Source organism: Microbulbifer sp. ABF4_143 (genome assembly GCF_056160225.1).
The window spans coordinates 1-11951 of sequence record NZ_JBSWWT010000005.1 but is presented as its reverse complement, the minus strand read 5'-3'; the positions used below and the strand labels follow the sequence as shown (position 1 = coordinate 11951).

14 protein-coding genes, 1 tRNA gene and 1 pseudogene are annotated in these 11951 nt (G+C 60.8%); 12 read left to right on the top strand and 4 right to left on the bottom strand.

The genetic code is table 11. The features are described 5' to 3' along the window. Positions 1 to 88: 88 nt before the first annotated feature. From ACXAF3_RS05115 to ACXAF3_RS05105, 3 genes and pseudogenes are all read right to left on the bottom strand, one after another. Positions 89 to 307: a helix-turn-helix domain-containing protein gene (locus tag ACXAF3_RS05115; protein WP_475111212.1), complete on the bottom strand. Its 219-nt coding sequence runs from the start codon at positions 305 to 307 to the stop codon at positions 89 to 91. Positions 308 to 355: 48 nt separating this feature from the next. After that, positions 356 to 559 (bottom strand): hypothetical protein, encoded by a 204-nt coding sequence (locus ACXAF3_RS05110; protein ID WP_475111404.1) that lies wholly within the window; start codon positions 557 to 559, stop codon positions 356 to 358. A 53-nt stretch (positions 560 to 612) separates the two neighbouring features. Then, a pseudogene (locus tag ACXAF3_RS05105) lies at positions 613 to 699 on the bottom strand (hypothetical protein); the annotation flags it as partial. A 361-nt stretch (positions 700 to 1060) separates the two neighbouring features. Here ACXAF3_RS05105 and ACXAF3_RS05100 point away from each other — a divergent pair. Beyond that, on the top strand, positions 1061 to 1270 hold the full coding sequence (locus tag ACXAF3_RS05100) for a hypothetical protein (protein WP_475111211.1): 210 nt from the start codon (positions 1061 to 1063) through the stop codon (positions 1268 to 1270). Here ACXAF3_RS05100 and ACXAF3_RS05095 read toward each other — a convergent pair. Further along, on the bottom strand, positions 1267 to 2640 hold the full coding sequence (locus ACXAF3_RS05095) for a hypothetical protein (RefSeq protein WP_475111210.1): 1374 nt from the start codon (positions 2638 to 2640) through the stop codon (positions 1267 to 1269). The two genes, ACXAF3_RS05100 and ACXAF3_RS05095, sit on opposite strands and share 4 nt — an antisense overlap. A 389-nt stretch (positions 2641 to 3029) precedes the next feature. On the opposite strand from ACXAF3_RS05095, the gene thrS reads away from it, so the two are divergent. From thrS to ACXAF3_RS05040, 11 genes are all read left to right on the top strand, one after another. Next, positions 3030 to 4964 (top strand): threonine--tRNA ligase, encoded by a 1935-nt coding sequence (gene thrS / locus ACXAF3_RS05090; RefSeq protein ID WP_475111209.1) that lies wholly within the window; start codon positions 3030 to 3032, stop codon positions 4962 to 4964. 12 nt (positions 4965 to 4976) lie between these two features. Further along, a complete protein-coding gene (gene infC, locus ACXAF3_RS05085) occupies positions 4977 to 5531 on the top strand; it encodes a translation initiation factor IF-3 (protein WP_475111401.1) in 555 nt (184 codons plus the stop codon). A gap of 138 nt (positions 5532 to 5669) precedes the next feature. Further along, the gene (gene rpmI / locus ACXAF3_RS05080; protein WP_475111208.1) at positions 5670 to 5864 is read left to right on the top strand and encodes a 50S ribosomal protein L35; all 195 of its coding nucleotides are present in this window, start codon (positions 5670 to 5672) and stop codon (positions 5862 to 5864) included. A 37-nt stretch (positions 5865 to 5901) separates the two neighbouring features. After that, positions 5902 to 6261 (top strand): 50S ribosomal protein L20, encoded by a 360-nt coding sequence (gene rplT, locus ACXAF3_RS05075; protein WP_020413350.1) that lies wholly within the window; start codon positions 5902 to 5904, stop codon positions 6259 to 6261. Positions 6262 to 6461: 200 nt separating this feature from the next. Next, positions 6462 to 7475 (top strand): phenylalanine--tRNA ligase subunit alpha, encoded by a 1014-nt coding sequence (gene pheS / locus ACXAF3_RS05070; protein ID WP_475111207.1) that lies wholly within the window; start codon positions 6462 to 6464, stop codon positions 7473 to 7475. Positions 7476 to 7635: 160 nt separating this feature from the next. Further along, on the top strand, positions 7636 to 10023 hold the full coding sequence (pheT, locus tag ACXAF3_RS05065) for a phenylalanine--tRNA ligase subunit beta (RefSeq protein WP_475111206.1): 2388 nt from the start codon (positions 7636 to 7638) through the stop codon (positions 10021 to 10023). Positions 10024 to 10154: 131 nt separating this feature from the next. Next, positions 10155 to 10463, top strand: a complete 309-nt coding sequence (gene ihfA, locus ACXAF3_RS05060; protein ID WP_475111205.1) for an integration host factor subunit alpha — start codon at positions 10155 to 10157, stop codon at positions 10461 to 10463. After that, on the top strand, positions 10441 to 10797 hold the full coding sequence (locus ACXAF3_RS05055; RefSeq protein WP_475111204.1) for a MerR family transcriptional regulator: 357 nt from the start codon (positions 10441 to 10443) through the stop codon (positions 10795 to 10797). The genes ihfA and ACXAF3_RS05055 overlap by 23 nt, the downstream gene beginning before the upstream one ends. 146 nt (positions 10798 to 10943) lie before the next feature. After that, positions 10944 to 11020, top strand: a tRNA-Pro gene (locus ACXAF3_RS05050). A 96-nt stretch (positions 11021 to 11116) separates the two neighbouring features. Continuing rightward, positions 11117 to 11467 (top strand): DUF6538 domain-containing protein, encoded by a 351-nt coding sequence (locus ACXAF3_RS05045; protein ID WP_475111203.1) that lies wholly within the window; start codon positions 11117 to 11119, stop codon positions 11465 to 11467. Continuing rightward, a partial coding sequence (locus ACXAF3_RS05040; RefSeq protein WP_475111202.1) for a hypothetical protein occupies positions 11452 to 11951 on the top strand: 500 nt, incomplete at its 3' end. The genes ACXAF3_RS05045 and ACXAF3_RS05040, both read left to right, overlap by 16 nt.

The following is an 11951-nucleotide window of genomic DNA, read 5'->3' as shown; positions in this document are numbered from 1 at the left end:
AGCGACTCCCTGTTTCTGATTCTTGTTTGAGCGCGAGCTTATCTGAGGGCGTGCCTATTTGTATAGGTTGTGGGTGGCGGGGTTGGTCTCAGTTGCGAAATCTGAATAGTTCCATGGGCTCCACGCCCAGGGTGCGGGAGATAGTATCCAGCAGCTCGAAGGAGGGGGCACTATCTCCGCACTCGATGCGGCTCACCTGTCGCGCGCTCACGCCAATCAGGGCTGCGAAATCCTCCTGAGAAGTCCCGCGCTCCCGGCGCAGCTGCGCCATCCGGGCGCCGAATCGTTGTTTGAGTGTCTTTTCCATGCCGCGAGGCTATGGGCGTCAGCCTTGCACGACCACGACATGAAATGTCTAGTTATCGGTTTTTCGATACAGCTTGTGTAGGCTCTCGATCAGCTTCTGGCAGTGCGTCTGCCACGCCGGCGGCAGCTCGCTGTACAGGCGGGCTATATGCGGTGAAAAGGGCAACAGCGCGAAGTGGTGCAGGTGCTCCTCGCCAAACGCCTCCGCCAGGCTGATCCCCACCGCCTCGCACCAGGTGGGTAACAACTCCACCGGCAGCCTCTGCCGTTTTCGATTTTGGAAACCTGGGAGGCGGACAGATCCAGCTGCCGGCCTAGCTCCGCACCGCTCAGTCCCCGCCGCTCCCGCGCCTCTCGCAGCCGTTTGACTATGTCCTGGGCCAGCTCAGACACCACGCCGCCCTGTAATTACCTGTAATATTTTCGATTATAGAAAAATTCGCTAAGTTATTGTTTCTAAAGTGGAAAATTCGATAAAAAGAGCTTGCGACGGGTCTGTAACTGTGTAGATTTGAATGCCGTCACGGCAGTTTTTGAAATCTGGTTCCATAACTGGCGCGGCCGGATCGGTATTGGAGTGTCACCAGTTAGCAACATTGGAATAATATTCCGGCGCGGTGGACAGATTTTGCCCGAATTCGTCCCCGCTGCGCCCGCCTGGTGCCACCGCAATGCCTGCGCGCGTCCGTCTTATTTGGTAAGGCGGTACTCTCGCCCAAGTGGCAGTCGGAAATCGCGGAAGGGGAGAACAAAAATGCTAACAGCACACCTCGAGCAGTTGCACCGAGTTCGGGATCTCAACACCGGCCTGGAGTGGGTGGCCATGTGCCCGGACGAGCGTGCGAGGCAGGCGTTGCTCCAGCTGGTGGGGGAGGAGATGGGGGCTGTGCTGTCGGGCGTTATCTACGCGGCCGAAACGGACGCTCGCCCGGCGCAGGAAGTAGAGCTGGCGCACAGCGCCTAAGCACCGGCCGTGGGCCTCAACGGCTTGCCTGCCAGTTCCTCCAGGTACTCCTGCCACTGGTCCATGGCCCGCTGTTTGGCCTTGGTCTTACGATAGCGGCCGTAGTTGATCGTGGTCACTGCGGTGCCCAGGGAGTGCACCTGCAACAGCCGGATCACGTCGTCCTCGATCTCGAGCTCCTCGCTCATGTGGTAGCTGATCGTCTCGCGCAGGTCGCGGGTCTGGAACGGTTTGTACTTCCATAGGGGCTCGCCGTCCTCGTCCTTGGCATCGAGGATGTATTTCTTTACCCGGTAGTCGAAACCGTCGGAATTCAGGTGTTCATCGTAGGGCACGCCGGTGCGGTCGGACTTGGTGCAGGGGTAGGTGAGGTGTCCGGTGAATTCCCGTTGGCGCTCCAGCTCTGCCTCGAGTGCTGGGATGATGGGGTTTATGTGGTCGAACTGTTTCTGTTTGATCCACTCCCGCAGCGACAGCATCTGTTTGGCCTCGAGGTCATAGTTCGCCCAGGGAACCTGCACCATCTGCAGCGGGCGCACGCAGCTGAACAGGGTTAGGTAGATGAACCCGGTGTGCTGGGGGCTCACCTGGTCCCGCAGGCGCAGCAGGCGCCGCAGCTCCTTCCGCGACAGGTGGCGGTCCCTGGCTTTTTCGAATTCCTTGACCTTGCCGATCCGGCTCACCGGGTTGACTTCTACGGCGAAGAGCAGGCCCATCTGCCCGGTCTGGGCCGCGCGCAGCGGGTCGATTTTGTCCTTGCTGATGACTCGGTTGAAGGCCGCGTGGAGGTAGGTGTGCAGCTTGTTCACCTGGCCGGTGATGCCCTGGTCGACGCGCCGCTTGAGGATGTCGAGGATATCGTCGGTGGTTACCTCGCAGGCCGGCTTTGCTAGCAGGTCGGTGTTGTACTTGCGGACCGAGGCGTTGAGGCAGGCCCCGATGCTGCCATCCTGGTTCTTGCCGCCCTGGGTGACGGACTCCTCGTAGTAGTCCAGCAGGTGGCCGAAGGAGCCCACCGGCCAGTCCTTCGTTTTGGCGGCCTGCTGGGTGGCAAACTGGCCCATCTGCGCGCGTCGGATGATGTGTCGCTCAAGGTCGATACCCTTGTCGCGGGCTTCCTGGATGACTGCCAGGGCGGCCTCGCGCATCAATTCCGGGGTGGTATTGGATGCTGTCCCGAGCGGTAAGCGCGCATCCTTGTTGCCTCCGCGGTGCCGGATATAGTAAGTTCCGTCCCTCGAATCCTTCCGCCCCCCGGTTTTGACGAGTACCAGAGCGGTGCTGGGCTGGAGTTTCCATGAGACGGTCAGCGTGGTTTCGTCGCGGAAAAAGCGCCGCACTGCGTCGATCGTCAGGGGTGTTTTGGCCATTTGCGGGTATCCGCTGAGCTTCTGATTAGAGGCCCGGAGTATACGGATATTTCGGCGAAATGGTTAGAATACGGTTAGAGTTCTCTGGTAGACTTCGCTAACTTATTGAATGGCAACGGCTTTCTACCCGTGTTCGTTGCCTTGACATGGCAGAGGTCAGCGGTTCAAGTCCGCTCGGGTCTACCATTTTACCTACCCTTAATAGGGGCCTCCTGTCACTCTGTTAAGGTCGCTTCGAAAAGGCTGGCGCATGCGTTCGCTGTTTCTTTCGGAGCTCGCGCCGGCCGAGGCCGGCGGCGGTGCCTCCAGGCGCCGTGTCCCGCTAATCAAGTCCATCAATTGTTCACGCGGTCTTTGGTAGGGATCGCCACTGAGAGAAAGGAAGTACAATGCCCGTTGTTACTCTCCCCGACGGTTCCCGCCGCGAATTCCCCGAGCCTGTCAGCGTACACGACGTCGCCGCCGATATCGGTCCCGGCTTGGCCAAGGCCGCGCTTGCCGGTGTGGTCGACGGCAAAGAGGTCGATACCAGCTATGTGATCGACCGCGACGTGGAGCTGGCCATTATTACCGACCGCCAGCCGGAAGGTCTGGAGATCATCCGCCACTCCACCGCGCACCTGCTGGCCCAGGCGGTGAAGCAGCTGTACCCGGGGGCGCAGGTCACCATCGGCCCGGTTATCGAGGACGGCTTCTATTACGATTTCGCCTACGAGCGCCAGTTTACGCCGGAGGATCTGGAGAAGATCGAGAAGCGTATGGAGGAACTGGCCAAGGAGGATATTCCGGTCAGTCGCCGCCTGATGCCCCGCGACGAGGCGGTGAAGTACTTCCGCGACATGGGCGAGGAGTATAAGGCCAAGATTATCGCCGACATTCCCAGTGACGAAGATATCTCCCTGTACCGCCAGGGTGACTTCGAGGATCTGTGCCGCGGTCCGCATGTGCCGTCCACCGGCAAGCTCAAGGCCTTCAAATTGACCAAGGTGGCCGGCGCCTACTGGCGCGGCGATGCCAACAACGAGATGCTGACCCGCGTCTACGGCACCGCCTGGGCCAACAAGAAGGATCTCAAGGCCTACCTGCACCGCATCGAAGAGGCGGAGAAGCGCGATCACCGCAAGCTGGCGAAGAAATACGACCTCTTCCATATCCAGGAAGAGGCGCCGGGCATGGTGTTCTGGCACCCGAACGGCTGGACCATCTACAGCACCATCGAACAGTACATGCGCCGCCGCCAGCGGGAGTACGGCTACAAGGAGATCAAGACGCCGCAACTGGTGGATTTCTCCCTGTGGCGCAAGTCCGGCCACGCGGACAAGTTCGGCGACGACATGTTCACGCTGACCAGCGAGGAGCGCCAGTTCGCGATCAAGCCGATGAACTGCCCCTGCCATGTACAGGTGTTCAACCAGGGGCTGCGCAGCTACCGGGACCTGCCCCTGCGCCTGGCGGAGTTCGGCTCCTGCCACCGCAGCGAGCCGTCCGGCTCCCTGCACGGCCTGATGCGCGTGCGCGGCTTCGTGCAGGACGACGGCCATATCTTCTGTGCGGAGGATCAGATCCAGTCGGAGGTGTCCGATTTTATGGGTCTGTTGCACTCGGTGTACCAGGATTTCGGCTTCGATGACGTGATCTACCGTCTGTCCACGCGCCCGGAGCAGCGGGTCGGCTCCGACGAGAGCTGGGACAAGGCCGAGAAGGCGTTGGCCGACGCGCTGGACGCCGCCGGTCTGCCCTGGGAGGAGTTGCCGGGTGAGGGGGCCTTCTACGGGCCCAAGATCGAGTTCTCCCTGAAGGACTGTCTCGGTCGTGTCTGGCAGTGCGGCACCATTCAGGTGGACTTTTCCATGCCGGGGCGCCTCGACGCCCAGTATGTGGCGGAGGACGGTTCGCGCCAGACCCCGGTCATGCTGCACCGCGCGGCACTGGGCTCCTTCGAGCGCTTTATCGGTATCCTGATCGAGCACTACGAGGGCGCCTTCCCCACCTGGCTGGCGCCGCAGCAGGTGGCGATTCTGAATATCACCGACCGCCAGGCGGACTACTGCCGGGATCTGCAGGCGCGCCTCGGTGCCCGGCAATATCGTGCCGCGGCCGACTTGAGAAACGAGAAGATCGGCTTTAAAATCCGCGAGCACACGCTACAGCGTGTTCCTTATCTGCTGGTAATCGGCGATAAGGAAGTTGAGAACCAGACGGTCGCCGTGCGGACACGCAGCGGAGAGGACCTCGGGACCATGACTTTCGAGTCGTTCCTGGAGATCCTCGAGCAGGACGTGGCTCGCCGCGGTCGCTCGTCTATTGAAGCTTCTCAACACTGATATCTTTGGTAACTGGAGACGATAACTATTAAACGAGACAGCAAGGGAAGGTCCAAAAAGGCCCGCATCAATGATCAGATCGAGGCGTCTGAAGTCCGCCTTATAGGTGCCGATGGCGAACAGGTGGGAGTCGTCTCCCTCGATGAAGCGCTGGAGGCCGCTCAGCAGGCCAATCTGGATCTCGTTGAAATTGCGCCGGACTCCGATCCGATAGTCTGTAAAATCATGGACTACGGCAAGCACGTATTTGAGGCCAAGAAGGCCAAGAATGCGGCCAAGAAGAAACAGAAGCAGCAGCAGATCAAGGAAATGAAGTTCCGCCCCGGTACCGATATCGGGGACTACCAGATCAAGCTGCGCAACCTGGCCCGCTTCCTGGAGGCGGGGGACAAGGCCAAGGTTTCACTGCGATTCCGCGGCCGCGAAATGGCGCACCAGGAGCTGGGTCTGGAAATGATGCAGCGCATCGAGAAGGACCTGGCGGAGCTGGGCACCGTGGAGCAGCGGCCGAAGCTGGAAGGCCGCCAGATGATCATGGTGATTGCTCCCACCAAGAAGAAAAAGTGAGGCCCGCGGCGCATGCCGCGGATCTCCCTTGGAGAAGTGGTTGGGCGACGGCTGCCTCCCCACTCTCACGCCGCCACCGGTACCCGGTGGTTAATTGCAGAAGCCTGTTCGCAGGCACATTTTTTACTGGAGTACAAAATGCCGAAAGCAAAAACGCACAGTGGCGCCGCCAAGCGCTTTAAGAAGACGGCTGCGGGCTACAAGCACAAGCACGCCAACAAGAGCCACATCCTCACCAAGATGACCACCAAGCGCAAGCGTCAGCTGCGCGGCACCGCGACTATGAACAAGTCTGATGCCACCCTGGTCGATCGCATGCTGCGCGCCAAGTAATTGGCTCCATTCGCAAAAGGTTTAAGAGGATAGAATCATGGCCCGTGTTAAACGTGGTGTAGAGGCGCGTCGTCGTCACAAGAAAATTCTGAAGCAGGCAAAGGGTTACTACGGTGCGCGTTCGCGCGTTTTCCGCGTAGCCAAGCAGGCGGTGATCAAGGCCGGCCAGTACGCTTACCGCGACCGTCGCGTCAAGAAGCGTAACTTCCGCGCCCTGTGGATCACTCGTATCAACGCCCAGTCCCGCGCTGAAGGCCTGTCTTACAGCCGCCTGATCGCCGGTCTGAAAAAGGCCGATATCGCCCTGGACCGCCGTGTCCTGGCCGACCTGGCGGTATACGACAAAGCTGCTTTTGCTGCCGTAGTTGAAAAAGCCAAGGCAGCCCTGGCAGCGTAAGTTGCCATTTCAGTTGCAAGACTGAATACGAAAAATAGGGAAGGGCTGTTGTGGCCCTTCCCTATTTTTTTATTCGGCCATAATGATCGGGCCGGCAAAAGATACGTAGGATGGGCATAGGGAGCCTGGCGACGTGCCCATCGATGCCACTGGCATAGAAAATAACTGAATGACGTTGGATTTTAACGGGAATTAGTTCGATGCAAGATTTGCAGTCCCTCACCGAACAGGCGCTGGAGCTGGTGGAGCAGGCCGATGGCCTGGCGGCGCTGGACCAGGTGCGCGTGGATTACCTGGGCAAGAAGGGCCAGCTCACCGCGCTGCTGAAAGGCCTGGGCAAGCTGTCGGCGGAAGAGCGCCCGGCGGCCGGTGCCAAGATCAACGAAGCCAAGCAGCAGGTGCAGGAAAAGATCAATGCGCGCCGCAATCAGCTTGAGCAGGAAGCCATCAATGCCAAGCTGGCGGAAGAGACCATTGACGTCACCCTGCCGGGGCGCGGGGAAGCGCAGGGCAATGCCCATCCGGTGACCCGCACCATGCGCCGCATCGAACAGCTGTTTGTACGCCTCGGCTTCGCCGTGGAGGAAGGCCCGGAGATCGAGGACGACTACCACAACTTCGAGGCGCTCAATATTCCCGCACACCACCCGGCGCGGGCCATGCACGATACCTTCTACATAGATCCGTCCACGGTGCTGCGCACCCACACTTCCCCGGTGCAGATCCGCACCATGGAAAAGGCCGCGCCGCCGATCCGCATCATCTGTCCCGGCCGCGTCTACCGCTGTGACTCCGACGTGACCCACTCACCGATGTTCCACCAGGTGGAAGGGCTGGTCGTGGACAAGGGCGTCAGCTTTGCCCACCTGAAGGGCTGTGTGGACCAATTCCTGAAAGCCTTCTTCGAAGCCGATGTGCCGGTGCGTTTCCGCCCGTCCTACTTCCCGTTTACCGAGCCCTCGGCGGAAGTGGATATTCAGTGCACCGCCTGCGGCGGTGAGGGCTGCCGCGTCTGCTCCGGCACCGGCTGGCTGGAAGTCATGGGCTGCGGCATGGTGCACCCGAATGTATTCGCCTCCTGCAACATCGACAGCGAAACCTACTCCGGCTTCGCCTTCGGCATGGGCGTGGAGCGCCTCGCGATGCTGCGCTACGGCGTCAACGACCTGCGCCTGTTTTTTGACAACGACCTGCGTTTCCTCAGGCAGTTTTAACCCCGTGGCCGCGGGCCCGCCCGTAGGAGCCTGCTTGCAGGCGAACAGGAGTGGCACTGCGTAGCCATTCGCCTGCAAGCAGGCTCCAACAGGGAAACATTCGTAGGATGGGCAAAGCGAAGCGTGCCCATCATCAAGAATTCAGAACAGAGACACGGATATGAAATTCAGCAACTCCTGGCTGCGGGAATGGGTAAACCCGCAGCTCTCCGCACAGGAACTGGCCGACCAGATCACCATGGCTGGCCTGGAAGTGGACGCGGTTGAGAAGGTCGCGGGCGAGTTTTCCGGCGTCGTGGTGGGCGAGATACTCGCCTGCGAGCAGCACCCGGACGCGGACAAGCTGCGCGTGTGCAAGGTGGCCGGCCATCCGGATGGCGAGATGCAGGTGGTCTGCGGCGCCCCCAATGCCCGCGCCGGCATCAAGATCCCGTTTGCCCTGGTCGGCGCGAAACTGCCCGGCGACTTCAAGATCAAGAAAGCCAAGCTGCGCGGCGTCGAGAGCTTCGGCATGCTCTGCGCCCAGACAGAACTGGAACTGGGCGAAGACGGCGACGGTATCTGGGAGCTGCCGGAAGACGCCCCCACCGGCAAAGACCTGCGCGAATACCTGGGCCTCGACGACGAAACCATCGAGGTGGACCTGACTCCGAACCGCTCCGACTGCCTCGGTATCGCCGGCATCGCCCGCGAGGTGGGCGTGCTGAACCGCTGCCCGGTGCAGGGCCCGGAAATCGCCCCGGTGGCGCCGCAGATCGACGACAGCCTGCCGGTCACCCTGGCCGCCGGCGACGCCTGCCCCCGCTACGTGGGCCGCGTGATTCGCAATATCGATGTTGGCGCCACCACCCCCCTGTGGATGCAGGAGCGTCTGCGCCGCAGCGGCCTGCGCTCCATAGACCCGGTGGTGGATGTCACCAACTACGTGCTGCTCGAACTCGGCCAGCCGATGCACGCCTTCGACCTGAACAAGCTCAACGGCGGCATCAAGGTGCGCCTGGCGGAGCAGGGCGAGGAGCTGACCCTGCTCGACGGCCAGGAGGTCAAGCTGCAGGAGGGCACCCTGTTGATCGCCGACGAGCAGAAGCCGTTGGCCATGGCCGGCATCATGGGCGGCCTGGACTCCGCGGTGACCGAAAGCACCCGCGATATCTTCCTCGAGAGCGCCTTCTTCAACCCGCTGGCCATCGCCGGTAAGGCCCGCTCCTACGGCCTGCACACCGACTCCTCGCACCGCTTCGAGCGCGGCGTCGACTACCGCCTGCAGGAGAGGGCAGTCGAGCGCGCCACTCAGCTGCTGCTGGATATCGTCGGCGGCGAGCCGGGCCCGGTGCACCTGCGCGAGCTGAGCGAGCTGATGCCCGCCGAGCGCCATATCACCCTGCGCCGGGAGAGCGTGCCCCAGCGCCTGGGCGTGACCCTGGCCGACGACGAGATCGTCGATATCCTGACCCGCCTGGGCCTGGAGAAGATCGACCAGAACGCCGACGGCTGGACCTTCCTCGCCCCCAGCTTCCGCTTCGATATCGCCATAGAGGCGGATCTGCTCGAAGAGCTGGCGCGGGTCTACGGCTACAACCGCATTCCGAGCCTGAGCTTCAGCGCCGCCCTGGACATAGTGCCGCAGCGGGAGAGCGAGATCTCCAAGGATGCACTGGAGCAGACACTGTTGGCCCGCGGCTACAACGAGGCCATTACCTACAGCTTTATCGACAGCGACTCCGCCGTGCTCTTCGACCCCGAGGCCGAGCCGGTGGCCCTGCAGAATCCCATCAGCGCCGAGCTGGCGGTAATGCGCACCAGCCTGATCCCCGGCCTGTGCAAGGCGTTGCAGTACAACCTGAACCGCCAGCAGGGCAGGGTGCGCCTGTTCGAGTCAGGCCTGCGCTTCGTGCCCCCCGGCAGCTCTGGGGGCGAACTGAAGCAAGAGCCGATGCTGGCCGGCCTGGTCTATGGCAGCCGCTTCGCCGAGAACTGGACCGGCGGCAAGGATGCGGTCGACTTCTACGATATCAAAGCCGACGTGGAGGCCCTGTTGGCCCACTGCGCAGCCGAGGGTGAGTTCCGCTTCGAGGCCGGCCAGCATCCGGCCCTGCACCCGGGCCAGTGCGCCCGTATCTATCGCGGTGAGCGCGCAGTGGGCGTGGTCGGGGCCCTGCACCCGCAGCTGCAGAAAAAGCTGGACCTGCCTAAATCCGCCTTCGTATTCGAGCTGAGTCTCGAAGCCCTGGGCGAGGCCCGCCTGCCGGCCTTCCGCCCGCTGTCGAGGTTCCCGGAAGTGCGCCGCGACCTGGCCCTGCTGATCGACGCCGACGTGCCCGCCGCCAGCCTGGTGGAAACCGCCGTCGAAGCCGCCGGCGAAACCTTGACGGACCTCAAGATTTTTGACGTCTATCAGGGCAAAGGTATTGATTTCAATAGAAAAAGTGTCGCTGTGGGGTTGACGTTTCAGCATCCGTCGCGCACCCTTAACGACGACGAAATCAATGCCGCGGTAGATGCGGTGGTCGGAAAACTAGAACAAAAATACAACGCCAGCCTGCGCTGACCCCGAGCAAGATGCTCCGGGGGCCGGGTTGAATGGCACCCCGAGAGCGTCTGCTACCGGGTTGAAAGCCGCCGCGGTTTGGGCCGCTTCCGATCTGGAGTCGACGCCTCTGAATCTGTTGGTAGGAACCAATGACAGAGGCACTGACCAAGGCCGGGCTCGCCGAAAAGCTGTACGAAGAGCTGGGCTTTAACAAACGCGAAGCCAAAGAGATCGTCGAATACTTTTTCGAGGAAATCCGCAACGCGCTGGAAAACAACGAGCAGGTCAAGCTGTCCGGTTTCGGCAACTTCGACCTGCGCGACAAGAGCCCGCGCCCTGGCCGCAATCCCAAGACCGGCGAGGAGATTCCTATTTCCGCCCGCCGTGTCGTGACCTTCAAACCGGGACAGAAACTCAAGGCAAGAGTGGAAGAAGATGCTGGAAGCGAGCAACAATAGCGAACTCCCGACGATTCCGGGCAAGCGCTATTTCACGATTGGTGAGGTCAGCGAACTCTGTGGGGTCAAACCCCACGTGCTGCGCTACTGGGAGCAGGAATTCCCGCAGCTCAGCCCGGTCAAGCGCCGCGGCAACCGCCGCTACTACCAACACCAGGACGTCATCCTGATCCGCCAGATCCGCGCACTCCTGTACGAGGAGGGTTACACCATCGGCGGCGCCCGCCTGCAGATGGAGAATGGCAGCGAAAAAGCGGAGACCGTGCAGCTGCAGCAGGTGATCCCCCAGGTCATCGCCGAACTGGAGGGCGTGCTGACCCTGCTGGAGACCTGAACCGGGCCCCTGTTGCGGGGCCCCAGTGGCGCAAATCCGGGCTTGCAATCCCCCGCCACTCATGTATGATTTGCGCCTCATCGCAATGCGATGCCCCTTACAAATCAAGCACTTAGCACATTTCGTGACGCTTGGTTTGCCTCTGTCGGAGTGTAGCGCAGCCTGGTAGCGCACCACACTGGGGGTGTGGTGGTCGTCGGTTCAAATCCGGCCACTCCGACCATTTCAACTCTTTGATTTCTATAGAAAAAGGGATTTTCGCCGGAATCCCGGCTTGTCTCGCATCTGCTACTGGTACAAAACGATCCGTGACACTCCCATGCCCGCCAAGCTCAAGCCCTTCAAACCCAGTAACTCCCGCAACTATTGGTTCCGTAAGACGGTTCCGGCTGATGTCCGGCAATTCGCCGATGGGAAACGAGAGTGGAAGGAGTCCCTTCACACGGAGGATTACCGGGTAGCAGAGCGCAAGGTCGCCGTGCTGGATGCCCAGTATTCCGAGTGGGTTAATATGGCTCGCCGTGGGGAATTCCCTGCCATGCAGGACAATAGGCCCACTAAGCATGATATTACGATCCTGGCGCACCGTTGGCTCAAGAGCGAGGTTGAAAGCTCAAGGGTTTCAGGACCCGCAAAGACTTCGCTCCCTATGTTTTGGAATCTGCTGTAACAATCAAGGGGGAGCGCATCGAAATCGTCGAGGCTTTCGATGAGCCGATCATCCAAGCGATGGAGCGGGGGTTCGAGGCTCAGAAACAAATAACAGGTCATGTGGCTTACCGGCTCTTGAAACAGCACGGTCTTTCGCTGGTAGAAGACTCCGAACTATATCGAGACCTCGTAGATCGCTTGTGCTTCCGCCATCTCGAGTTGAACAAGATAGCGGCCGACATCTGTTGTGGTCGAGAGTGGACGCTGCCGGTCGAAAAGGATCGGTCTGAGGAGCTTCTGAGTGTTGAAGAAGCGCGAAGCAAGGCCAAGGCCAGCAAGGGACTCGGACGGGTCACATTCAAGCCCATGTCCAAACTAGCGGCAGAATTTATTGTAGTGGTCAAGTTATTTTGGCCACCGTCTTTTGAGCATTCCAGTATTTCTCTTCTGCCACATTCGGCGGTAAACCGTCGTTATTCTGGTGTGGCCGTATTTGGCTGTAG

What these genes read in the sequence shown, in the direction of transcription:
- ACXAF3_RS05115 (WP_475111212.1), bottom strand. Translation starts at nt 307, where the DNA reads ATGGAAAAGACACTCAAACAACGATTCGGCGCCCGGATGGCGCAGCTG.
- ACXAF3_RS05100 (WP_475111211.1), top strand. Translation starts at nt 1,061, where the DNA reads ATGCTAACAGCACACCTCGAGCAGTTGCACCGAGTTCGGGATCTCAAC.
- ACXAF3_RS05095 (WP_475111210.1), bottom strand. Translation starts at nt 2,640, where the DNA reads ATGGCCAAAACACCCCTGACGATCGACGCAGTGCGGCGCTTTTTCCGC.
- thrS (WP_475111209.1), top strand. Translation starts at nt 3,030, where the DNA reads ATGCCCGTTGTTACTCTCCCCGACGGTTCCCGCCGCGAATTCCCCGAG.
- rpmI (WP_475111208.1), top strand. Translation starts at nt 5,670, where the DNA reads ATGCCGAAAGCAAAAACGCACAGTGGCGCCGCCAAGCGCTTTAAGAAG.
- rplT (WP_020413350.1), top strand. Translation starts at nt 5,902, where the DNA reads ATGGCCCGTGTTAAACGTGGTGTAGAGGCGCGTCGTCGTCACAAGAAA.
- pheS (WP_475111207.1), top strand. Translation starts at nt 6,462, where the DNA reads ATGCAAGATTTGCAGTCCCTCACCGAACAGGCGCTGGAGCTGGTGGAG.
- pheT (WP_475111206.1), top strand. Translation starts at nt 7,636, where the DNA reads ATGAAATTCAGCAACTCCTGGCTGCGGGAATGGGTAAACCCGCAGCTC.
- ihfA (WP_475111205.1), top strand. Translation starts at nt 10,155, where the DNA reads ATGACAGAGGCACTGACCAAGGCCGGGCTCGCCGAAAAGCTGTACGAA.
- ACXAF3_RS05055 (WP_475111204.1), top strand. Translation starts at nt 10,441, where the DNA reads ATGCTGGAAGCGAGCAACAATAGCGAACTCCCGACGATTCCGGGCAAG.
- ACXAF3_RS05045 (WP_475111203.1), top strand. Translation starts at nt 11,117, where the DNA reads ATGCCCGCCAAGCTCAAGCCCTTCAAACCCAGTAACTCCCGCAACTAT.